This window comes from Anaerobiospirillum sp. NML120448 (genome assembly GCF_023050945.1).
Classification (GTDB): domain Bacteria; phylum Pseudomonadota; class Gammaproteobacteria; order Enterobacterales; family Succinivibrionaceae; genus Anaerobiospirillum.
Map to the genome: position 1 here is coordinate 44,925 of NZ_JALKIM010000005.1, position 24,427 is coordinate 69,351.

Sequence of the window (24,427 nt, forward strand, 5' to 3'; positions counted from 1 at the left end):
TGTTAGTGTTTTAGCGGCGGAAAAATTAAGAGCTTTAGGCTCTAAATGATTTTTTTTTACCATCACCAAATATAAACACAATTGTACTGCAAGATAAAGATTAATTATCATCTTAGACCAAGCTTTTCTTACTTGAGCGTTATTAGTTTTAATGAGCGTGTTAAAATCATACATTTTTATAGTTTTCTAATAGCAAGACAGACAAAGGACTTTGCTAAATGACTGATCAAAAGGGTAACTTTAACCAAGGTCGAGGCTCTTATTCGGGCAATTACCAAAATTATGGTAGTCAAAATAGAGATTTCTACCAAAAAAATCGTAACTCCTCATCAGGCCCTAATGGCAATAATGCAGGCTATGGCGCAGGTGCTGGTGCTGGCCCTGATGGCTATTCACGTCAATATGGTCAAAATACTAATTACCAAGGTAATGAGCCAAGACCAAATAACCGCAATGGCTCAGGATTTGATAATAATGGCAAGGGCAATAATCGTGGCCCTAATGTAGTCAATGTGCCTTGGGATCAATATGAGCTGCGCAAAAAATCTCAGCATGGTTCCATTTGCACCCTATTGTTAACCTTAGGTGGCTGGATCACTTTTGCCCGCAACTTTGTCTTTAATATAATTTTCTTGCTATTACTATTTGTAGTATTTGGCGGTTACATGGCTGTTACCAGTCTTATGGATAACGGCATTTCCCTCTCTAGCAGCACTATAGAGGAAGTTAATGATCAATTGGTGCCTCCTGAGGTACTTTACTTTGATTTAAGTGGCCCTATTAGTGAGATGCCTTTTAGCTCAGGTGGTCTTAACAATCTACAAAGAGAGTTAGAGGTAGCACTTTATGGCAAACAAAGCCATGAGCTTATTGCCATTGAAAAGGCCCTTAACTTAGTTGCTCAAGATAAAACCATTAAAAAGGTCATTTTAGATCTTGATCAAATGGGCCCTATTAACCTTTCTATGGCTGAGCGTATTGGCAAAGCTATGGATAACGCTAAGGGTGTAGCCAAGCGTAATAGCGAAGATGGCTTTGAGCGTGAGGTGGTAGTAATTGGCTATGGCTTCTCCCAAGCTGCCTATGCTATTGCAGCTCATGCTGACAAAATTGTCATGGACTCTTTAGGCGAGATTGATTTTAAAGGTATTGCCATGTCCTCCCTTTACTTTAAGGACATGTTAGATAATGCCAATATCACTCCTTATATTTTCCGTGCTGGACACTTTAAGAGTGCCGTTGAGCCTTTTATGTTTAATGGTATGTCTTATGATGTAAGACGTGAATATCAAGCCATTGCTTTTAAGTCTTGGGACTTATATCGTCAGTCTATTGCAGCTCGTAAGCAAACTACTAAGACCAACATCCTTCCAGATGCTGCTACTTATGTCCAATGGATTAATCGCAGCGGTGGTAGCCGTGCTCAGTTGCAATTAAGCCAAGGCTTAGTTGATGAGGTTATGCCATTAACTACTTACTTTGAGTTATTAAGCACTCAAGTAAACACTGACTATGATGCTCCTTACAAGCCAGCGTTAATCACCTATCAAGACTATTTATTACGTCACCACTTTAAGCAAACTGGTTCTAAGCTTAATGGCACTTTATCTCAAGTAGATGTTAAAGAAGCTGCTCTGTTAGCCTCCCCATTCCTCAGTGATACCAAGGCAGCAAATCTTACTGCTAATGCTGCTACCTCCCTAGTCAATACTAGCATCTCTGGCTTACAGGATAAGGTTACTACTAAAGGAGCTATGGAATTTAACGAGGTGCAACTGATTAGCCAAGCTGCTAAGCAAATTGAGCGTCGCCAAAAAGAAGGCTCTAAAGTGGTTAAAGGCAAAGGTAAAGTTGCTGTTATTTACGGTATTGGTGAAATTATGGACGTAGGAGAAAAGCCTACCGACTTTACTCCTGATAACATCATTCCACTTATCGAAGATGCGCAAAACGATCCTGAGGTGCAAGCTGTAGTGCTTTACCTCAATAGCCCTGGCGGTAGCGTACTAGCCTCAGAGCGTATTCGTCGTGCTGTTGAAACATTCCAAAAGTTTAGCCTCAAGCCAATTGTTGTTTCTATGAATGGCACAGCAGCCTCTGGCGCTTATTGGATTGCGTCTCAAGCTGAGAAAATCTTTGCTACCCCAAGCACTATTACTGGTTCTATTGGTGTCTTTGGTGTTACTTTTGGCGCTCATAAGCTACTCAATAAATATGGTGCCTACCAAGATGGCGTAGTTACTAATGAACTAGCTTTAACCGCTATTGCTAAAGAAATGCCTTACTCTCAACAAACCATGTACAACTTATCTGTTGAGAACACTTATAAGGACTTCATTGAATTAGTAGCTAAAAATAGAAACTTAGTGGCTAACACTTATGAGGTCTTTGCCGAAGGTCAGATTTTCTTAGCCCAAGAGGCTCAGACTTTAGGCTTAGTTGATTATCTGGGCCCACTATCTGATGCTGTTGCTTATGCAGCTAAACAGGCCAATATCAACCCTCAAGGTGTAATTGTAGAGCACAAGGCCCCAGGATCTGGCTCTAATATGGGTATCTTTGATAGCATTATGTTTGGCTTTGCTCAATCTTATCTACCAAATGAGCTCACCTACAGCCTAGTAAAAATGCGTCAAGTTAGCAAAATGACCGAACAAAGCAGACCTGCTATTATGGCCATTTCTCCAGTTACCGAGCCAACACTCTAAAGACCTAGCTAAGAGTCACAGCTCAAAAACTTGCTATTTACCAAAAGCCATGGTCTTAGTCAGATCATGGCTTTTTTATTGGCCCACCTTAGCACATTAGCTTCTTAGCTCCTTTGCAGCTTAGCTGCTGACCCTATTAAGTCCTGCACTATCAAAGCTAACAAAGAGTCAAACAGCAAAAACTCTACCCTCAGCCCTGCTTATCAATGCCCAAAAGCTATGCCCACATTTTACCCTTACCCTATTAATGGCAATTTATTACCTTCATTTCACCATTGCTTAGGCTCGCAATCTCGTAGTAGCGATGGCTTATAAATGCCCGTGTCGCATGGGCGTAGGAGCGTTGGAGCGCATGAGTGCAGACACTTAGAAGCGCTGCTGCTTAATTTCTTGTGTAGCTTGTTAGGCTTTGAACTTAGGGAAGCTAAAGGGGCCAAGAGCTAAGGGCTTGTTGGTCTTTTATGATATGGAGGTTTTGAGCGCTGTGGCGTTTGGGTAGCAAGCGCCAAGCATGGACTTGGGCGTTTAGGGACAAAGGTCAAGAACCATGCCTAAGCATGGAGCCATGCTTGGGGATTGGGCTTTTGGACTTGGGGCAAGCGCCAAGCGGCAAGCATGGGATTTGAGGTCGCATTTGTGGCTTTGAGAGAGGTTCAAATACAACAAAGCCATGGGCTTGGTCAGACCATGGCTTGTGCTTAATAATTGAACTTAAGAGCCCTAGCTAAAGCTAGGAAGGGTCTCTTAGGGCTCTTTAGCAAGATTGAGCCTTTTTAGTAGGAGCTTTGGAGCGGCCTTTAGATGGGCCCTTTGGTTGCTCCTCACTCTCTTGAATAGGATTATTCCTAATCTCAGAAACGCTAGCCTCTGAGGCATCCTTAATCTCCATAGAGATCTTACGATCCTCAGCCTCTTGCTTAAGCTTGCGCTTATGCTCTGATTCTAAGTAATACTTTAGAGTCCACTCTTCTAAAGTCTTAGGCTCAAACTTATGAGGATCGTTCTCCAGTGCGATGTCTAAAACCTCTTGGATAGTCTTAACAGGCTTAATAGTTAAGCTATTTAATACTACCTTAGGCATATCCCAGAGATCCTTTTTATTATCATAAGGGATACATACAGTCTTAACACCACCACGGAGCGCAGCTAAGAGTTTCTCTTTTAGTCCACCAATAGCTAACACATCACCACGCAAGGTAATTTCACCAGTCATGGCCACATCAGAGCGTACTGGATTGCCAGTTAAAGCTGAAACAATAGCGGTAGTGATAGCACAACCTGCTGATGGGCCGTCCTTTGGAATAGCACCTTCAGGGAAGTGTAAGTTTAGATCAACACATTGATAGAAACTTGGAGATAACTTAAAGTTTCTAGCCTGAGATCTTACCCAAGCAATGGAGGCAAAAACTGACTCTTTCATGACTGAGCCTAATTGACCAGTCAAGAGATGAGAGCCCTTGCCCTCATTGGCAATAACTTCCACTTGTAAAATATCGCCACCTACCGAGCTTACTGATAAGCCGTTCACAATACCTACACGGTTTTCTTTGAGCTTGGAGGTAAAGTCAAAGCGCTTTGGACCGATGAGCTTTTCAATCTCCTTAACGCCTAAAACAACCTTTTTAGGTGTCTTTGGAGGATTGATCATTAAGTCTTTAACTACCTTACGGCACAGCTCACCAATAATACGCTCTAAGCTACGAACACCTGCCTCTAAGGTATAGTGGGTAATAAGCTGCTTTAGGCCTGCATCAGAGATATCAAACTCACTCTCTGATAAACCATTTTTTACTAACTGCTTAGGCAATAAGTGCTCACGGGCAATATGGAACTTCTCATCAGCTGTATAGCTGGAAAGATCAATGATTTCCATACGATCACGTAAAGCTGGTGGAATATTGTAGCTATTAGCAGTAGCAATAAATAAGGTATGGGATAGATCGAAATCTAAATCCAAATAATTGTCATTAAAGGACTTATTTTGCTCAGGATCTAATACCTCAAGCAAAGCTGCTGAAATATCGCCATGGAACGAATTGGTAGAAACCTTATCAATCTCATCGAGCAAGAATAATGGGTTGTTGACACCACACTTGATCATAGATTGAATAATACGACCAGGCATAGAACCAATATAAGTACGTCTGTGGCCACGAATTTCGGACTCATCATACATACCTCCTAAAGCAACACGAACATACTTACGTCCAGTAGCTTTAGCAATGGAGCTTGCCAGTGAGGTTTTACCAATACCTGGTGGGCCCATGAGACATAAAATCTGGCCATGAGCATCAACATTTTCACGACGGGTTTGCACAGCTAAGAACTCTAAAATACGATCTTTAACTTTATCTAAACCGTAGTGATCATGCTCTAAAACATCACGGGCCTTACCTAAATCACGGTTTAAAGTGGATTGGGCACGCCATGGAATCGAGAGCACGGTTTCAATGTAGTTGCGAACAGTAGAGTTCTCGCCTGAGTTAATAGGCATATTAGCCAAGCGGCTAATTTCCTTCTTTAAACGGGCAATAACCTCTGGAGGTGCGTCTAAGGCCTCAGTCTTATTGTTGAGTTCATCAATATCAGAACTATCATCAATATTGATATTAAGCTCACGCTTAATAGCCTTTAATTGCTCATGTAAATAGAACTCACGCTGGGACTTATCCATAGCAGCACGAGCTTCTTCGGCAATCTTTTTATCAGTCTCAGCCTTATAGGTATAATTGTTTAAATAAGCAATAATAGCCTTGGCACGAGCTACTGGATTGAGGGTCTCTAAGATGTAGTTCTTGTCATAGTGAGGCAAGCTCAATAATTGAGCTAAGGCATCACATAAGGTTCCTAAGTCAGCGATCTTGCGAACCTTTTTGAGCATTTCCACAGGAACGCCACGATCAAGAATATTGCGACCGCCCTTGTTCTGTTGTTCTAAGGCTAAATCTAATGCATTTAAGACAGCATTTAAATAGCGCTTAGCAATATTGTCATCCACTTCAACAGATGGCACTACCTCAACTTCAACACGACGTACATTGTCAGTAGGATCATCAACAATACGCTTAATAATGATGCGCTGCTCACCACAAATAGTAGCACGGAACTGATCTTGATCGTTATAGTCGCCATCTAGCACCTGAGCTAGTACGCCATAACGACTTAAATCTTCCTTTTCTGGGCGTAGATCAGTGTCATTAGTCTGGCTAAAAACAGCAATCTTGGTATGAGTATCCAAGGCATCATACATAGCAAGCACAGTGCTTTCACGGCCTGCAATTAAGGCTACATTAGCACCTGGGGTAATAATAGAGCGTAAGATTACTAATGGATAAGTAGTAACCTTGTTATTATCCTCTACTACTAACACGCCATCTTCCTTTGACACATTGTCATTGGAGCTCTTAGCACTACCTTTATTGCTAGTTTTAGCGCTACGTGTTTTAGCTGTAACTTTAGTAGACTTAATAGCGTTAACAGCCTCTTTAGTGGCACTATTAGCACCATCGCTGTCACTAACTGCATTTACTAAAGTATCAGTATTGCTACCTAACTGTTCAGCTTCATCTGCCTGTAAAAGCTCTACTTTGCTAGCGCTCTTCTTAACTGCATTAGCATTGCTAGTTTTAGCTCTAGCAGGGCGCTTAGCTGATGTTTTCACATTAGTAGTTTTGGACTTAGCAGCAGGCTTTTTATTTTCTGCTTGATCCTTATCTTGTGATGCTTGTGAAGAAGTCTTTGCTTTTACCATCTTAAAATCTTTGGTTAATCAAATACCATAAAAGAAATAAGCGCCATTTTTGCTCTTGAGGCTAAAATGGTACTTTGATTGAGCTTTTATCCAAATTTAGCTATTAGCTGATTGTGCAGTAGCTTCGTTCTTTTTAACGATTTGAGGCTCAGTACCCTCACGTACGGTTTGCTCAGTAACAATAACCTTTTGCACGTCACTTACAGAAGGAATATCGTACATAGTATTTAAGAGCAAGCCTTCTACTACAGAGCGTAAGCCACGGGCACCAGTATGACGCTCAATGGAAGTGTCAGCAATTGCGCCTAAAGCTTCATCAGTAAACTCAAGCTCTACGCCTTCATATCTAAAGATAGCTTGGTACTGCTTGATTACAGCATTCTTTGGCTCAGTTAATACGCGAACTAATTGCTCACGATTTAACTCTTCTAAAGCTGAAATAACAGGTAAACGGCCTACGAACTCAGGAATAATACCGAACTTAACTAGGTCATCAGGCTCTACCTTGCGATACTTCTCAGTTAAGGTCATTTGCTCATCTTTGCCCTTAACATCAGCACCAAAGCCAATGCCGCTATTAGTAGTAAGACGCTTATCTACAATCTTCTCTAAGCCATCAAAAGCACCACCGCAGATAAATAAGATCTGAGAGGTATCAACCTCAATCATAGGTTGATTTGGGTGCTTACGACCACCTGTAGGAGGTACAGAGGCTACAGTACCCTCAATGAGCTTTAATAAGGCTTGTTGTACACCCTCACCTGATACATCACGGGTGATGGATGGATTTTCACTCTTACGTGCAATCTTATCGATTTCGTCAATATAGATAATGCCCTTTTGAGCCTTTTCTACATTGCCTTCGCAAGAGTTTAATAAACGTACGATTACATTTTCTACGTCCTCACCTACGTAACCTGCCTCGGTTAAAGTAGTAGCATCAGACATAGCAAAAGGAACGTTTAAATAACGAGCTAAGCTTTGAACTAATAAAGTCTTACCAGAACCTGTAGGGCCAATCATTAAAATATTGGACTTACCAAGCTCAACATCAGTCTCGACATAAGACTGACGTAGACGCTTATAGTGGTTATAAACAGCTACGGACAACACCTTTTTAGCATCATCTTGACCAATAACATATTGATCTAAATGGGCTGCAATTTCGTGTGGGGTTGGAATATTGTCTAAGTCAATATAGCCAGGATCATCTTTATGAGGATCCATTTCCTGCTTTCTTTGCTTAACAATTTCGTAACAACGCTCGACACAATCAGAACAGATACAAGAACCTGCTGAAGATTGAATCAAAGTACGAGAGTCATTAGACTGCTCGCCACAAAAGACACAATAATTTTTCTTTTTAGTGGTCATCTCGCAAAATTCCCGTTAATTACGTCCTTTACCGTTAGCATTATTATTTTTGCCACGACCTTTATTCTTTTCTTGACCATTAGGCTTAACATTTGAGCCGCTTTGGCCTTGGTTTGGTGGCATATTTTGTCCCATATTGCCCATCATGCCAGGAGGAACCATGCCTTGGCCTCCCATCATGTTAGCGCCAAAAGGATTAGGCATAACAGGCATACCCCCCATCATACCCTGACCATTATTCATTCCCATGGCGTTGACATTCTGACCTTGAGGCAAGCCATTATTTTGCATAAAGGACTGCATAACCTGACCTAAAGGTGAATTAGGGTTAGCTCCAGGCATCATATTAGGGCGAGGCATATTGTTATTAGCACCCACCATATTATTAGGCATACCAAATGGTGGCATCATCATGCCATTAGGAGCCATAAATGGAGGCACACCCATCATAGGGGCAGACGGAAACTTTTGCATATTGTTCTGACCGCCTAATTGAGGATTAATGCCCTGTCCATTAGAGTCATTTGTGCCACTAACAGGCATTGCCCCAGCTACCCCAGGTACTCCTGGGGTGATAGATGTACCTGCGCTGCCTTGAGCAGCAGGCGCAGCTGGTGCGCCTTGGTTTTGGGCTTGGGCCTGAGCCTGAGCCTGAGCTTGAGCTTGGGCCATAAAATTAAAAAAAGCCTTTAAATCAATATTGCCACCATTAGCACCTAAAGCGGCGGCTAAGGCATTAGCATTATCAGGACTTAACTCTTTATTTGCCTCAGGAGCACTATTTTCTGCATTGGCAGCATCTTTGTTATTGTTGCCATCAGGTAAGCTTCCAGCTACAGCAGATTGTTGTGCAATAGTCTTATCTAAATTTAAAGCTAAATCCTTAGCATTTAAATCTTGAGCTTCGACTACCTTATCTCCAGGATCTTGAGTACTGACACTTTTAGCGCAAGGCTCAATAATTAGCTCATCTTCGCTATTATCACTATGAGCCTTAGCATTTACTAAAGAACCACTAGGGGCAGCATTTTTAGTCTCATTATTTGGTACAGCATTGACCAAAGAACTAAAAATGGTAGCCATATCTGGGCTTAAAGAAGTCTCGTTGTTAACTATAGGTGCTCCGCCGGCAGGGCCGGGGCCATCATCATTAGGGTCATCACCATCAGGTCTCTTAGAAGAGCCATGGTTTTCACCGTTAGATTGACGCTCTTGAGCCTCCTCGCCACGACGAGTAATAACCTTATCAATTAAGCCATAATTTAAAGCTTCTTGAGCTGACATGAAGTTATCACGCTCACAGTCAGCCATTACTTTTTCTAAAGGCTGATTAGTATTAGCAGCTAAAATTGAGGTTAAAGTGTGCTTGATACGCTCAGTTTCTTTGGCGTGGATCATAATGTCAGTAGCCTGACCTTTAAATCCACCTAAAGGCTGGTGAATCATAATACGAGCATGAGGTAGAGCAATACGTTTGCCCTTAGCACCACCTGCAAGTAAGAATGAGCCCATGGAGCAAGCCTGTCCAATACATAATGTGCAAACATCTGGTTTGATGTATTGCATAGTATCGTAAATAGCCATACCAGCAGTCACTACACCACCAGGGCTATTAATATATAAGTAGATGTCCTTATTAGGATCATCAGACTCTAAGAATAGCAGCTGGGCGATAATAAGATCGGCCATATGGTCTTCTACTTCGCCAGTTAAAAAGATCACACGATCCTTCAACATGCGAGAATAGATATCAAAAGAACGCTCACCGCGTCCTGTCTGCTCAATCACCATTGGAACGAGATTGGCCATTCTAGTTTGAAGCTCACTGCCAGACATGAAGCGCTCAACTCCCAAATTAAACATTAAAAACTCATTAATAACTTGCACTTTATCTAATAGCTAACTTATTAACGCTATTAGACTCAACCTCAAGAAACTAACAACTTGACCTTAATTAATTATGCCAAACCTTAAAAAGGACAAATTATAAAAATACCATGGATCCAAGATTATAGCCTAATCTTATAGCCATGTCGCTTATCTATTGAAAACAAGACTCAAATGTAGCTAAATAAAAAAAGTGCCCACTCTACTTAATTTGAGAAGGCACCCTTTGCCAGTATGACCTAGCAAAAGTTTTGACCAAAAACCTTAAACTAAACCTAGAACTTTTGGTCAAAACTTTTAAGAAAACTACTGACTAAACTCATAAAATACAGCGCCCATAATGAGCGCTGCATTTTTATCCTAGCTAAAATTTAGCAAGAATAAGCTACTTAGAGATTAATTAATCAGCAGACTATTCTTTATTTGACTCAGAAGCAGCCTGTGCCTTCTCTTGTAACTTTTTACCTTTGTCAGCCTCAAACTGGGCTGCGAGATCCTTTAACTCATTGAAGGACTTCTCAGTTACAGTGCAATCAGTTAAGTCGGTAAGAACCTTAACTAACTTACGCTCAGAAGCGATATTGGCCATAGCGGTTACGGCCTTCTTGTCCTTCTTAATCTCGTTCTTGTACTCTTCTGGATCCTCGTAAGCTACGGAGAGATCATTGATAACAGCATCGATGTCTTCGAGATTAACTACAATGTCAATGTTGTTGTTCTTGAGAATGCCGTGGATTAAAACTTGAGTACGAACACGATCCTCAGCTAATGGTACGAAGGAAGCCATTAAAGCCTTCTTTAACTTCTCATCAACCTTAGGCATCTGGAGCTGGCTGCTTAATAAACGCTCAGCCTCTTTTTGTACTAAGACCTCAGGAAGCTCGATCTCACCATAGAGCTCACCAATCTTCTCAACAATGTTCTCAATGCTTAAGTTTACACAAACACTTTCACCTTGCTGAGCGATGTTTTGAGATAAGTTGCTCTTGAACTCTTCTACGCCCTTATCGCCGTAACCGAAGGCCTTTAAGAAGTCCTCATTTAACTCTGGTAAAACGTACTTAGATACGCTATTTACCTTGATGTCGAAAGTAGCAGCAGCGCCAGCTAACTCAGCTACGTGATAGGACTCTGGGAAGGTGCAGTTAATGGTGAACTCTTCGCCAGCCTTGTGACCCTTGATGTTCTCGATAAAGCCAGGAATCATCTGGGCGTGATCGATGTCTAAATCAAAGCCCTTAGCTTCGCCACCACTAAATGGAACACCGTCCTTCTTACCTAAGAAGTCAATGTTAGCTACAGTACCGTCTGCAACCTCACCACCATCGATTGGCTCAAGCTTAGCTTGCTGAGTACGTAACTGATCTACAACCTTGTTTAAGTCGTCCTCAGATACTTTAACAGTGAAGGCCTCAGTCTTAACAGACTTTAAGTCCTTAGACTCTAAAACAGGATATACATCAACAGTCATAGAGAAAGTGAACTCAACGTCTTTTTCTAACTTACCAACATTAACAATAGATGGATAGCTGCCTGAAATCATGTCAACTTCTGACTGCTTTAAAGCCTCAGGAACAAACTTGTTGAAAAGCTCATCTAAAGCATCAGCCTTTACACGCTGACCATACATAGATTCAAAAGCGGACTTTGGAATGTGGCCCTTACGGAAACCATCAATACGTGCATTCTTATAAATCTTGTTATAAGTAGCAGTGTAAATCTCATTTACACTTTCAACTGGAACTACTACATCTAATTGATCTTTAGTAGCATTAATGTTTTTAACAGTAACCTGCATTGTTAAACCTCAAAGTGCGAGTGCAGAATGAATATATGCCCAGCTCTACAGCATAATGCCCAATACTGGGGAGTAAAAATCAAGAAATAACTATCTTGATTTTGCTTATAATCGCCTGTTTACTTATACCTAAGTAAAGACTTAATCACTTGCTGCACCAAGTCGCAGTTCTGAGTGCTCTTAGTACATAGTGCCATTTAACTATATGTGGTCGGTATAACCATTTTTAAAGTCTAGGTACTAAAATTTTTAATGAAATTTAAAACTGCCACTTGGTACAACAAGTCCTCAGCATCTGCTGGGTTAAGATTAATCTTTGCTATCGGCATTTAGCGACAATAAAACCAAAAGATTATAATAGTATAATCGTTTAAATTCCATAACCTAGACACAAAAATGCCCTACTAAGTATATAAGTATTGTCTCTACACATAATCTTTTACAAAAGATCAAATACTCTTACCAAAAGCCAAAGCACCTCTCCCCCAATAAGAACTAGCTCATCCCTTAAGCACCATTACCACCCCTAAACATAAGCACCCGTCACCACCTCCATCCATAGCCTCCCCTTAAAAAAACAAAGCTTAGCACCGCACCGCTCTGCCTAGCCGTGCCATGCCATGCCATGCCACTCCGCACTACCCTGCTCTGCCGCACCGCCGCTGGCGCTACCACCTACGTAGCTGTTAGAGCTATTGCATCTTTTGCTGTAGTAGCGGTTGCTATATTGTGCTTTATCTCAAGCTACAGCCACTAACTCTTTAGAAAGCTATCTTGCTCACCTCAAGTAACGGGCTTAGCAATGTCGATTAAAGTGCACCAATCTTAAGAAAGTGATTGCTTTTCTACTTTTCTTGATACTTGCCTACCTTGCGGTATGAACACATGCTTGGCAGCATAATGACAAGCTGCTTTATATTGATGAAACGACCAAAAGATAGCAAAGCAGGAATTGGTTTTCTCAATGAAAGGCCTCCCCATACTTGGCAAATTTATGGTGGTAGAAAAAAAGCGGCTTGTTTAGCTTGCTTGTCGTGCGTGTTTAGCGGGCTAGATTAGCTTGCTGGTTTAGTAAGCTTAGCAGGCTACCTTGCTGGCGGCAGGGCTGGATGAGAGGTGTTTTTGATTGGTTGGGACAGCGGGGTTGGGATGTTAAGTATTGCTAAAGCTAAGTTAGCGTTCTCTACTTTGTGGCAAGGTTCAAGCTTGTATTATGATTACATTGACAATTTTATAGTGAGCTCTCAAAATGCTTGTAAATATTTTTTTATGTGAATATTTTGCATTTGAAATTTTTCTATCATTATTGTGCCATCTTATCTAATTACAGCTTGGCAAAAGTTTTGACCTCCTCTTGTTAAATTTTTTGGGGATCAAAACTTTTGCTATAAGCTCTTAGAAAAGTCTTGTAAGGGAGATTCGCTCTAATGGATAGCGCATATCTTGGAATTATTGAAGGTTTTTACGGTCGTCCATACAGCAAGGACGAGCGCAATTACTTCTATTCCTTTGCTAAAAAAAATGGTTATAGCTTCTACATCTACGCACCAAAGGCTGATTTACAGTTACGTGATGAGTGGACTAAACCTATTAGTGCCGAGTATGAAAAGGAGCTGTGCTCCTATGCAGCTGACGCTCATAAAGCTAAGTTAGATTTTGGTGTTGCCTTATCTCCTTTAAATCTTACCTCTAACTTTGAGGAGCAAAAGGATTTACTTTTAGAGCGTGTACGTTCTTTATGCCAAATTTCTTCTTGTGAAATTTTCTGCTTACTTTTTGACGATATGTTCAAAGACTCAGAGCATGTTGGCGCACAACAAAATGAAATTATTAAGATTGTTGAGCAGAACTTACCTGAGCATGTAAAGCACTTTATTATTTGCCCATCCTACTATACAGATGATCCTGTGCTTGATCGCATCTTTGGTGAGCGTCCAAAGAGCTACTTTGACGAGTTATTAAAAGATTTACCTCAAAGAGTAGAAATATTCTGGACTGGCCCTAAGGTATTATCAGACGATATTACTGTTGAGCATATTGAGTATGTCACTAAGTTATTAGGCCGCAAACCATTTATTTGGGACAACTACCCTGTAAATGATGGTAAGAATATTTGTAAGTTCTTAAACTTAAGCAAATTCAATGGCCGTACTAACCTTCAAGGTTTAGTAACAGGACATGCCGTTAACCCAATGGTACAGCCACTGTTATCTACCCTACCTGCTATTACCCTACCTTTAATTTATCAAGGCAAGAGCAGTGAGGAAATTAACCAAGCTTATTTAGCTCACGCCAAAGAGTTATTCGGTTCTATTTTTGCCATGATCTTAAAGTATGACAATTTCAACCTACTAACTCGTTTGGGTCTGGATAAAATGACAGAACGAGACAAAACTCGTTTCATTGAGTTTAGTGTGGTAAATGATCAGCCAGCTTTACAAGAAATTGCTGACTTTATCAAAGGCTCACAACGCTTTGATCAAGCCATTATTAATGGCACCCACGTCATTACTCAGAACCAATAATTTAAAAAAACATCAATTAAAAAAAAGCTCACAAATTTGTAATCTGTGAGCTTTTTTTTGTGTCTTTAGTTCTTATTGAACCTTGTTATATACGCCATTTTCGTCACGTAAGCTTAATGGCTCAACCAAGGATACAGGAGGAACAAAATCACTTACCTCATAACCATTAGGAACTTTTGGTGCTTTTGGTCTTGGCATACGAGGATCAGCGGCAAAACTTACCACACCAGTTGATGGAGCATACTGAACAATCACTTGAGCTAAGCTAGGATCAAGTATGTTCTTACCATTGATATTAACCTTATTAAGATCAGTAACTGAGGTAAAGTTTAATGAACCAAAATGGTTCTTAAAGGTTGGAGCTAACTTATCTACAGATTGATAGAAAGTAAATGGACGCTCCATAGGCTCTAAAGTTGTAGGATCCAAAATTTCTAACTCAAAAATAGGATCACCCTCTTTATAAGCAATATGGCCACGTAATACTTGGTTAGCCAAGACCATAACCTGATCTAAAATTTGCTCAGCAGGTACACGCTCTTGTAATAAATCGATAATCTTTTGGGCTGGAGGGTAAATATTAGCAATGCTAATTAAATCATCAAAGCCTTTAGAGAAGGCTTTTGGTACACCCTTACCAGACATAAGCATTAAATCATAAATAATACGTCCAGAGAGATCATGCTGTTCTAAAGCTGCAATTTTCAGCCACTGTATAGCTCTATCTAAAGAGTCTGGAGTATTGGTCTCAGTATAGGCAAACACACCTAAAGCGCTAGAGGCAGGTCCATAACCTTGCGCAGCAGCACTAGAAAAGAACTTAACAGCTACATTACTAGTAGAAGTAGAGTTACTACGTAAAGCAATTAAACCTAAAGCATATTGAGCTACAGGATCATGATTAGCAGCAGCACTAGAGTAAAGATCAAAGGCAGTTTGAGGGTCACGCTCTACAGCATAACCATGCCAATAAGCACCAGCTAAACGAACATAAGCTTGATCAAAGCCATTGTCCATAGCTTGCTGCCAATACTGCACAGCAGACTGGGCATTGGAGGCGATTTTATTATTACCTACAAAGAACATATCGCCCATAATCAGCTCTAAACTCTTAGCGCCTTTCTTATTAGCTAGGAGAACAAAATCAACAAAGTCTTTGCCATTAGGAATAATTTGTAAAGCGCGATAAACCATGCCAGAGAATAAATCAGTAGCACGATTTCTAATATCGTCAGGCATCATAGTGGCTGGATCGCCTTGGAACCATTTATCAGTAACTAAAGTACCAGCCTTAATAGCAGCAGCCTCATCATTAGCAATACGAATAGCGCCTTGCTCAAAATAGGAAATAGCAGCAACTATGCCCTTAGCCTTACCAAAGCCTAATAATGCCAAATCACCTAAAACTTCATAAGCTGCATGTCTTCTAAACAAGACAGCACGCTCGGCATATTTAGCTGCTTGCTCATAATTACCAGCACTAATTGCATACCAAGCTAAGAACTCAGCAGCATAAGGATCATCGTCTTTATCAGCCTTTTCTAAATAAGAGACAGCACGTCTAAAATCAGAGTAGCTTAAAGCCTTAATGCCATTTTCAACAAGCTCACGACGGGCTCCTTCTGCATGAGAGGTATAAGCCCAAATGATGCCGCTAAAAATACCAATGAAGAATAAAAAGCCAATTGTTACCACAGTCAAGCGCTGACGATAGCGAATTAGCTCTCTTCTCTCCATCTCCTTGATCTTTTTTAACATGTTTGCCATAAGCGTTACTCTTTCTTTGTTTAATTAAACTAGCTTACAAAGCAAAACAGCAGGGGCCCACCACCCTTTTTAAAGAGAGTGAAACGCACTGCTGTTTTAGCGCATTAAGATCTAAAAGTCTTGAAGTTTGATAATACTCAAGATCCTAGGCTTAAAGATATTAGCTATTCCCAATTTTCAGGTACACCAACATCAGGCATATCAACTTCCTGGCGACGATCAACCTTAAATGGATCACGTTGCAGCTCTACGATAGCTTTAGATGATTGTTGACGATCTGACAAGGTATAACCAGTAGTAGCTAACTGCTCATCACCATAAGTCTTAATATCAATAAGATCCTTACTAATACCTGCATCAGTGAAAATCTTAGCAATTGATTCAGCACGACGCTTAGCTAAATCTAAATTATCAAGATTGTCGGTATTGCCAGAGCCAAATGATGAAATGATAATCTTATTAATAGAATCATCAATCTTGGCATACTCAATTTGCTGCTTTAAACGAGCATCAGAAGAAGGAGTTAGTCTATTCTCTTGCTCATAGAACATTAAGGCTACTAAGCCCACATCGGTATATCCAAAAGGTAATAATTGAGCAGAGCAGTCTACAAATTCCTTATATGGGGATGAAAAACCCATTGGACTTAATACAGGAATAATACTTTCGGCATAATTTGGGTGCTCACTAATATATGGGAAGAGCACACGATTGCCGTTATGTAGGGCTCGTAAAATGGCCCAAGAAACGGAATCACCAATAAAAGGTCTAAAACCACGATAAAGCTGAATTTGACCAATATCAGTCTCTACACCCTGAGGACGCCACTCTGGAGGAGCTGAAATAATGCGCATAACACTCTTAGAATTAACATCCACTGATGGGAAGATCTCTAAACTTAAGCGTCTTTGTGCACCTGACAATAAGGTAAAGTCAGCTCGACCATAACCACTAATATGGGAGGAAAGTATGCATGAAATCCTTGATGACTTAGTCGACCAATCTTTGGCATTAGTATCGCTCAAAGAGGCTTCATAGCGTACCTGAGAGTGCACTGGTAAGGCAAAAATAGTGGCCACAACAAAAGCAGCTAAACCCATGCCGAATCTTCCAGCTTTTCGCATACCTACTAAATCTCCTGACAAAAACCTCAAAGGGTTCTAATAATAATCTGCACTATCCCAGCTTTAAATCATGCCCAGGAAGCCTTTTTTGCTTAATGCTAACCAAGCTTATAAATAAGTTTTTAGGGAAGCATATTCAATAAATCTAATTATCCACGCATGCTTGCCCTAAGGAATCAAACAATATCTCTCTCTTTATTTAACCCTCTAAGCGCATGCAAAACCTGTTTGCAGTTAACCATGAGAGCTTTAAATTATGACTTAATCTGAAAACTACTAACAGCAGTTTTAGCCAGGTCAAATTACCAAAGTTCCAAACATACGTGGATTTTACAGGTGCTAACATTTTGACGTTAGTCCCCGCTAGGCCACAATGCAAATACTTAGCCAACATTAAATTTTCTTTAGCTAACAAATACACAGCATGTTTGGTGGAAAGAATTGTGCTTTGTCCTAGTTAAAATTGTATCACGTCAATGCTTGGCTGATACGAAGTTGTTAGACTCATCTCAATTTTTTATAAATTATATACAATGCTTTTTGCTAAAATAGACTGCATTGTTAGTAACGCAATCAAGTACTATTTACAAAAAGCAAAGTTTAACTTTGCTGTAGGTGAAATAATATATATTTAGCAATCAGCTTCAAAAATTTAAAAAAAAGCTATTAATTTTTTTTGTTTTCCGACTATCGTCATAATTAAGCTCTAAACATTAGTTTATGCTTAGCTATAGATTTATGGCTCTTAAATAATTCACATACTACATGCTTACAGACACCCTAAAATCTACGATGTTTATTCTTGCTTGTAATATTGCCTAATTTATACCTAAGATTATTTGAGAGTCTGACTCAAGGTTTTGTTTTTATAAGATAGCTACCTTAGGCTTATGTAAGGACACTGTACCACCTTGCTTAGCTCTTAGGCTGCTTATTAATTTTTTTAGCTGCTTATACCCAAGTAGCAATATTATGGTTTTTAGGAGTTAGGAATGAGCTTTTTAAATAAGTTATTTGGCAGCAAAAAAGCTGAGGTTATTACTTTAAACTCTCCATTAAATGGCGAGATACTTGATACTAAAGCAATTCCAGATCCTACTTTTGCTGATTGTGTTTTAGGCCCTACCATTTGTTTTAAACCAGGAGAGGACGGCACTATTTATGCCCCTTGCGATGGCACTGTAACTCAAATTTTTAAGACTGCCCATGCCATTACCATTACCTCTACTGATAAGGTTGAGCTGTTAATCCACGTAGGCATTAATACTGTTGATCTTAAGGGCGAAGGCTTTGAGGCCTTTGTTAAGGACGATGATGTAGTTAAGTGCGGCCAGCCTTTAATCAAATTTGATCAAACAGTAATTGCCAAAGCAGGTTTAAGTAATTTAGTTCCTGTAGTAATTTGCAATGCTATGGACTTTAATTCAATTGAGTTTGCAGGCACACGAAGTGTAACTACTGCTGACAAGTTCTGCTTTATTACCCCATCGGAGAAATAATTCGGAGTAACAATATGTACCAAGGTAAAGGACGTTGCGCCTGTGCTGGTATTACCTATGGCAAGATCTTGCACATCAAGACTCCTGACATTACTCCAGCTGCACTTACCTGCCAATCAGTAGACCAAGAGCTATCTCATCTTGATATAGCTATCAATAAAGCTCAAATTGAGCTTGATGGCTTAATTGAAAAAGCCCGTGTTGAGATTGGCCAAGAACAGGCCGAGATTTTTGAAATCCACCGTATGATGCTTGATGATCCTGATATTGTGGACAATATTAGGGATATGATTAAGCAAGGTGGTATTAGTGCTGCTGACGCATCCATTGCTGTGGGCAAAGAGCAAGCTGCTATTTTCGAAGCTCTTGATGATGACTACATGAAAGAGCGCTCAGCCGATATCAAGGATGTTACAGGTCGTTTAGCTCGTATTTTACGTGGTGGTGAGACTGTTACCTTAAGCGAAAGCTGCGTTATTGTAGCTGACGATTTGCAGCCATCACAAACAGTAGCCATGGATCGCTCTAAGATTTTAGGCTTTGTGTTGCGCAAAGGCACACAAAACTCTCATGCCTCTATCTTAGCCCGTACTATGAATATTCCTCTTATCATTAACGCTAATTTACCTGCCGATTTAACAGGCCAGGGACGAGCTGCTACTGAAAGCGAGGAAGTCTTAGATCTTAGTGGTCATACTATTGCTCTTAACTCTGTTAAAGGCGTGTTCTACATTGATCCAGATGAGGAAATTGTAGACAAGCTCAAAATTGATAAGGATATTTTTGAGCAGCAAAGATTACGTCAGTTAGCTTTACGTGGCTTACCAGGCATTAGCAAAACTGGCCATCGTGTTCATACTTTTGCCAATATTGGTCAACCAGATGACGTTGAACAAGTATTAGAAAATGATGGCGAGGGTATTGGCTTATTCCGCTCTGAGTTCTTATATTTAGGTCGCAATGATCCACCTAATGAAGAAGAGCAATATCGTGCTTATGCCAAAGTTGGCTCCACCATGAACGGTCGCTTAGTCATTATTCGTACCTTAGATATTGGTGCCGACAAGAAAGTTGATTACTTCAACTTGCCAGTTGAGGAAAATCCTGCCCTAGGCATGAGAGCTTTACGTATTTGTTTAACCAAGGTAGATATCTTTAAGACTCAATTAAGAGCTATTTATCGTGCCGCAGCTCGTGGCAATATTGCCATGATGTTCCCTATGGTTACTCGCCTTAAGGAAGTTGAGCAAGCTAAAGCTATCTGTGCTCAAGTAGAGCAAGAACTCAAGGATGAAGGCAAAGAGTATGCTGTACCAAAAATTGGCATCATGATTGAGACTCCAGCAGCTGCTATCTTGTCTGATCAATTAGCCAAGCATGTTGATTTCTTTTCTGTAGGCACTAATGATTTAAATCAATACACCACAGCTTGTGATCGTCAGAACCAGGACTTGGGTGATTTTTATGATCCTCACCATGAGGCCGTATTAGAACTCCTACGTTTAATTGCTAAAAATGCCCACGCTAACGGCATTCCTGCAGGTATTTGTGGTGAGTTAGCCGCCGATCCAGAACTTACCGATCTCTTTATTGAGATGGGCTATGATGAGTTATCTGTATCCCCTGGTGCTGTGTTAGCTTTACGTGAGCGTGTTCGTAATTCAGAGACTAAATGCCTTAATGAATTAACTAACTCACGAACCAGTTTAGAGCCTCAGAAAAAATTCTAAGCCAAAAGCTAGCTGCTTAGCTAAGCATTAACTAAATTTTATCTATTTTTATTTTTAATAGGAGGAGCAGTGCTCTTGGCGCTGCTTTTGATACTTTATGAAGACTATTACTTATCAAATCACTGATCCACGTGGTATTCACGCTCGTCCAGCTGGCCAATTAGTTAAATTAGTTTCTGGTTTTAAGAGCTCTTGCCAGATGGGTAAAGAGGGTGCCTTAATTGATGGTAAGCGTCTCTTAGCTGTAATGAAACTTGCTATACAGCAAGGTGAAGAGCTAGTTTTACAATTTGAAGGTGAAGACGAAGAGCAAGCTTGCGCTGCTGCTGAGCAATTCTTAAAAGAGAATCTCTAAAGTTAGTTAAACTTTCGCTAACTTAAAAAAAGGCGCTTTATGCGCCTTTTTTATCCCCCTAAGTAAAGCCCCACCCCTCATTACTAAAGACCACAAGCCATTAGCCATTAGCCATTAGCCATTAGCAGTATTGATGTTCATGAGGCTCAAGCAATAAGTCTGTGCTCCATAGCCTCCTACCACTCCATGCTTTACCCAAGTCTTATAGTGCCTATAGCTTAACTTAACTTAGCTTAGCTCGGCTAAGCTTGGCTTGGCTTGACGTTGCTGGGCTGCCCTACTCGCTCTTAGTTCACCAACCTTTTTTAACTAAAGGAGCGTAATGCCTAAAAGCTTTAGGTCTTATCACTTTTTATCGTTTGTGCTTATGATCATGATCATAAGGCCATGAGTACATATTTTTCCTCACAAATATGATATTTAAGCAAAGTATGTATGAAACTTTATTTCATTGCTTACAAATTACTTATTACAACTCAAAAGTGCTTTGGAACGCTTTCATGCGCCATTTTCTCAACACTAAAATGGTAGCAAAATCCTATAAATTAGGTATTTTTCGTGATCAAAAAGCAACTAATTTACATGACGACCAAACTTGCAAAAAATTCTTTATTTTGTGATGTATGTTGCCATATCATGAAAATTTATTACATAAATGTGCTTAAGTGCACAATTTGCAAGTATTCATTTTGCCCAAAGCTATAAGCTATTGGATAATTTAAGTACAAATTTAAGACTTGCCCTTGTTGTGTCTTATTTTTGTAGATGGAAAGCTCATTAGCGCTACTAAGTAAAACTTACTAGCTCACATGCTCAGCGATATTTAGACTTACTCTTTTAACCTAACATGTTCTGAGGTCAAAAGAGTACGCCTGATAAAGCCCTGCACTACTCTCCTAAAATTATTAATGGATGCTTTTTTAGGAAATTAGTAGTTGTTAGTAAATCGTCACCAGTAAATGCTAAAAACTTTCTTTGGGATGTTACTTTTGGTTGGATGATCGCTTCTATGATGAAATATCTTCAGCGACTTGGTAAGTCCTTAATGCTACCAGTCGCATGCTTGCCAGTAGCAGGCATTCTCATGGGTTTAGGCTATCTGCTTGCTCCTACTACTATGCAAGGTGGTAACGCAGAAGCTTCTGTGGCTTTAATTCTTGGTACCTTCTTCGTGAAGGCTGGTGCTGCCATTATCGACAACATGTCCGTATTATTCGCTATCGGTGTTGCTGTTGGTATGGCTAAGGAGCAAGATGGTACTCCAGCACTTGCAGGTATCGTAGCATGGTTTGTTATTCAAACCCTTTTAAGCCCTGGCTTTATCGGCGTTTTAACTGGTGGTGAAGTTGACCCAGCATTTAACAAGGTTAACAACCAGTTCATCGGTATTATGTCTGGTATTGTTGGTGCTACCTGCTATAACCGCTTTAGTGGTACTAAGCTTCCTGACTTCTTAGCTTTCTTCTCTGGTAAGCGTTCCGTAGCTATTGTTACTGCTTTAATTTCCATCGTACTTGCAGCCATCTTATTCTTCGTATGGCCACTCATTTACAACGCATTAGTACTCTTAGGTGAGTCCGTAATTTCCTTAGGCGCTGTAGGTGCAGGTATTTACGCTTTCTTAAACCGTTTATTAATCCCAATTGGTATGCACCACGCATTGAACGCAGTATTCTGGTTCGACGTTGCTGGTATTTCTGACCTTACTAAGTTCTGGGCAGGTACTGGTACTTACGGTGTTACTGGTATGTACATGACTGGCTTCTTCCCAGTTATGATGTTCGGTTTACCAGCTGCTGCTTTTGCTATGTACCAATGTGCAAAGCCAGAGCGTAAGAAGGCTGTTGTCGGTTTATTAGCATCCGCCGCATTCTGCTCCTTCTTCACTGGTGTTACTGAGCCTTTAGAGTTCGCCTTCATGTTCTTGGCCCCAGGTCTTTACGTCCTCTACGCTGTTATGACTGGTATTACTGCCGCCATCACAGTTATGTTGCCAATCCGTGCAGGCTTCTCATTCTCTGCTGGTTTCTTAGACTTATTCTTCTCCTCTCAAACTCCATTGGCACAAAATCCATGGATGATCATTGTAGTAGGCTTAGCTACCGCTGTTGTTTACTACTTAGTATTCCGTATCGCCATTGTTAAGTTTGACTTCAAGACCCCAGGTCGTGAAGACGAAGATGTCCCAGTTACTACTGATCTCAAGGGCGATGCAGCTTTCGTAGCCTATGCTGAGAAGGTATTAGAGGGCTTAGGTGGTAAGGAAAACATCACCTCTGTAGATAACTGCATTACTCGTATTCGTTGCGAGGTTGTCGATAGCTCCAAGGTTAATGACAGCATCTTAAAGGCTGCTGGTGCTAAGGGCGTATTACACCCATCTAACACCGCCGTTCAAGTTATCGTAGGCACTCAAGTTCAATTCGTAGTAGATGAGTTAAAGAAATTACTCAAATAATTTACTAAACTGCCAACTGACCTATATAGGTCAAAACGAGGCCCTTTAAAAAAAGGGCCTCCTCTCAATATAAAACGGTACTTTTTCAAGTACCGTTTTTTATTTACCTATGACTAAGAGCTAGCTTTTACTAAGCTTTTAGCTTTTTGAGCGTGAAAATATTATTAAGACGCTCTAGAGCTGCTTTTAAGGTTTCGTCTTTTTTAGCAAAATGGAATCTGATGTAATTATTAACATTTTCCTTAAAGAAAGAAGAACCAGGAACGGCACCTACGCCAACTTTAGCAGCTAAATCCTCACAAAACTCAAGATCGCTGCTATAGCCAAAATCACTAATATCTACTAAGACATAATAAGCACCCTGAGGGCTAAAGTAATTAAGGCCAATTTTGCTAAGACCTGAGCAAAATAAATCACGCTTATGCTGATATTTTGCTTGTAGATCTTGGTAATAGCTATCAGGCAAAGTAAGTCCAGCTACTAAAGCCTCTTGTAGCGGGGCTGCAGCACCTACAGTAAGAAAATCATGAACCTTACGTACAGCCTCAATAATATGTGCAGGCCCCTGTACATAGCCCAAACGCCATCCAGTAATAGAATATGTTTTAGAAAAAGAGTTGCATACCAAAGTACGCTCTTTCATACCTGGGAAAGTAGCTAAATACCAATGCTTATATGGCTGATAGACAATGTGTTCATAGACTTCATCAGTAATTACAAAAGCGTCATATTTTTTGACTATATGACAAATAGTCTCTAATTCCTCTTTAGAAAAGACCTTGCCACAAGGATTAGATGGGTTGCATAAGATTAAGGCTTTAGCACCTTGAGCAAAAGCTTGCTCTAACTCCTGAGCATCAAAGGTAAAAGTAGGAGGCTTAAGTGGTACATAAATAGGCTGAGCATCGCACAAAATAGAGTCTGCTCCGTAGTTTTCGTAAAATGGAGAAAACACCACTACTTTATCGCCAGCATTAACAGTTGCTAAGACACTAGCCATCATGGCCTCAGTTGAACCACAGGTAATGACCAACTCACTATTAGGGTCTACTTTTTGTCCAGAAAAATGCTCAATCTTGGCTGCTAAGGCCTCTCTGACATTTTGAGCTCCCCAAGTAATGGCATATTGGTGAGGGCCAGTTAAAGCTACCTTACTTAGGGTTTGGGTTAATTCTTGTGGCGGATCAAAATCAGGAAAGCCTTGAGATAAATTAATGGCATCGTATTTCAGACACACACGAGTCATACGACGAATAATAGAGTCAGTAAAAGACGCTGTTCTTAGTGAAGTTTGCATAGTAAAAAATCTTTCTTTCATTCAGGCCCTAAAGGCTCAGCCCTGGCATAAGGCCAGGGCTAAGCCTAGGATCAAGACCCTGGCCATGGATCTGGTCATGGCCAGCCCCCAGTGCTTAGCACTGGGGTTTGGGCCATGGCCTGGGTCAAGGCCT

At 40.5% G+C, this 24,427-nt stretch carries 12 protein-coding genes and 1 pseudogene; 6 read left to right on the forward strand and 7 right to left on the reverse strand.

Annotated elements, in window-relative coordinates:
* Positions 1-218 precede the first annotated feature (218 nt).
* Entirely contained in the window at positions 219-2,708 is a 2,490-nt protein-coding gene (gene sppA / locus MXE38_RS01775) for a signal peptide peptidase SppA (RefSeq protein ID WP_246910501.1), read from the forward strand.
* A gap of 754 nt (positions 2,709-3,462) precedes the next feature.
* On the opposite strand, the gene lon is transcribed toward sppA, so the two are convergent.
* From lon to tig, 4 genes and pseudogenes are all read right to left on the reverse strand, one after another.
* Positions 3,463-6,459, reverse strand: a complete 2,997-nt coding sequence (lon, locus tag MXE38_RS01780; RefSeq protein WP_246910503.1) for an endopeptidase La — start codon at positions 6,457-6,459, stop codon at positions 3,463-3,465.
* 96 nt (positions 6,460-6,555) lie between these two features.
* The gene (clpX, locus tag MXE38_RS01785; protein ID WP_246910504.1) at positions 6,556-7,833 is read right to left on the reverse strand and encodes an ATP-dependent Clp protease ATP-binding subunit ClpX; all 1,278 of its coding nucleotides are present in this window, start codon (positions 7,831-7,833) and stop codon (positions 6,556-6,558) included.
* 1,224 nt (positions 7,834-9,057) lie between these two features.
* Positions 9,058-9,669 (reverse strand): annotated as a pseudogene (gene clpP, locus MXE38_RS01790) (ATP-dependent Clp endopeptidase proteolytic subunit ClpP); the annotation flags it as partial.
* A gap of 463 nt (positions 9,670-10,132) precedes the next feature.
* Positions 10,133-11,518, reverse strand: a complete 1,386-nt coding sequence (gene tig / locus MXE38_RS01795) for a trigger factor (protein ID WP_246910506.1) — start codon at positions 11,516-11,518, stop codon at positions 10,133-10,135.
* Positions 11,519-12,945: 1,427 nt separating this feature from the next.
* Here tig and MXE38_RS01800 point away from each other — a divergent pair.
* Positions 12,946-14,043 (forward strand): beta-N-acetylglucosaminidase domain-containing protein, encoded by a 1,098-nt coding sequence (locus MXE38_RS01800; protein ID WP_246910508.1) that lies wholly within the window; start codon positions 12,946-12,948, stop codon positions 14,041-14,043.
* A gap of 72 nt (positions 14,044-14,115) precedes the next feature.
* Here the strand turns inward: MXE38_RS01800 and MXE38_RS01805 are convergent, their stop codons facing one another.
* Together MXE38_RS01805 and MXE38_RS01810 are read right to left on the reverse strand one after the other, a co-directional pair.
* Positions 14,116-15,810: a tetratricopeptide repeat protein gene (locus MXE38_RS01805; RefSeq protein ID WP_246910510.1), complete on the reverse strand. Its 1,695-nt coding sequence runs from the start codon at positions 15,808-15,810 to the stop codon at positions 14,116-14,118.
* A gap of 164 nt (positions 15,811-15,974) precedes the next feature.
* On the reverse strand, positions 15,975-16,934 hold the full coding sequence (locus MXE38_RS01810) for an OmpA family protein (protein ID WP_246910512.1): 960 nt from the start codon (positions 16,932-16,934) through the stop codon (positions 15,975-15,977).
* A 992-nt stretch (positions 16,935-17,926) separates the two neighbouring features.
* On the opposite strand from MXE38_RS01810, the gene MXE38_RS01815 reads away from it, so the two are divergent.
* From MXE38_RS01815 to nagE, 4 genes are all read left to right on the forward strand, one after another.
* A complete protein-coding gene (locus tag MXE38_RS01815) occupies positions 17,927-18,433 on the forward strand; it encodes a PTS glucose transporter subunit IIA (RefSeq protein ID WP_246910514.1) in 507 nt (168 codons plus the stop codon).
* Positions 18,434-18,447: 14 nt separating this feature from the next.
* The gene (gene ptsP, locus MXE38_RS01820) at positions 18,448-20,163 is read left to right on the forward strand and encodes a phosphoenolpyruvate--protein phosphotransferase (RefSeq protein WP_246910516.1); all 1,716 of its coding nucleotides are present in this window, start codon (positions 18,448-18,450) and stop codon (positions 20,161-20,163) included.
* 97 nt (positions 20,164-20,260) lie between these two features.
* Entirely contained in the window at positions 20,261-20,518 is a 258-nt protein-coding gene (locus MXE38_RS01825) for an HPr family phosphocarrier protein (RefSeq protein ID WP_246910518.1), read from the forward strand.
* Positions 20,519-21,527: 1,009 nt separating this feature from the next.
* Complete coding sequence (gene nagE / locus MXE38_RS01830; RefSeq protein WP_246910520.1) at positions 21,528-22,976, forward strand: N-acetylglucosamine-specific PTS transporter subunit IIBC; 1,449 nt, start codon at positions 21,528-21,530, stop codon at positions 22,974-22,976.
* Between the two features lie 130 nt (positions 22,977-23,106).
* On the opposite strand, the gene MXE38_RS01835 is transcribed toward nagE, so the two are convergent.
* Positions 23,107-24,273 (reverse strand): aminotransferase class I/II-fold pyridoxal phosphate-dependent enzyme, encoded by a 1,167-nt coding sequence (locus tag MXE38_RS01835; protein WP_246910522.1) that lies wholly within the window; start codon positions 24,271-24,273, stop codon positions 23,107-23,109.
* Positions 24,274-24,427 lie beyond the last annotated feature (154 nt).

Coding starts and splice junctions, on each gene's coding strand:
- sppA (WP_246910501.1), top strand. CDS start 219: ATGACTGATCAAAAGGGTAACTTTAACCAAGGTCGAGGCTCTTATTCG.
- lon (WP_246910503.1), bottom strand. CDS start 6,459: ATGGTAAAAGCAAAGACTTCTTCACAAGCATCACAAGATAAGGATCAA.
- clpX (WP_246910504.1), bottom strand. CDS start 7,833: ATGACCACTAAAAAGAAAAATTATTGTGTCTTTTGTGGCGAGCAGTCT.
- tig (WP_246910506.1), bottom strand. CDS start 11,518: ATGCAGGTTACTGTTAAAAACATTAATGCTACTAAAGATCAATTAGAT.
- MXE38_RS01800 (WP_246910508.1), top strand. CDS start 12,946: ATGGATAGCGCATATCTTGGAATTATTGAAGGTTTTTACGGTCGTCCA.
- MXE38_RS01805 (WP_246910510.1), bottom strand. CDS start 15,810: ATGGCAAACATGTTAAAAAAGATCAAGGAGATGGAGAGAAGAGAGCTA.
- MXE38_RS01810 (WP_246910512.1), bottom strand. CDS start 16,934: ATGCGAAAAGCTGGAAGATTCGGCATGGGTTTAGCTGCTTTTGTTGTG.
- MXE38_RS01815 (WP_246910514.1), top strand. CDS start 17,927: ATGAGCTTTTTAAATAAGTTATTTGGCAGCAAAAAAGCTGAGGTTATT.
- ptsP (WP_246910516.1), top strand. CDS start 18,448: ATGTACCAAGGTAAAGGACGTTGCGCCTGTGCTGGTATTACCTATGGC.
- MXE38_RS01825 (WP_246910518.1), top strand. CDS start 20,261: ATGAAGACTATTACTTATCAAATCACTGATCCACGTGGTATTCACGCT.
- nagE (WP_246910520.1), top strand. CDS start 21,528: ATGATGAAATATCTTCAGCGACTTGGTAAGTCCTTAATGCTACCAGTC.
- MXE38_RS01835 (WP_246910522.1), bottom strand. CDS start 24,273: ATGCAAACTTCACTAAGAACAGCGTCTTTTACTGACTCTATTATTCGT.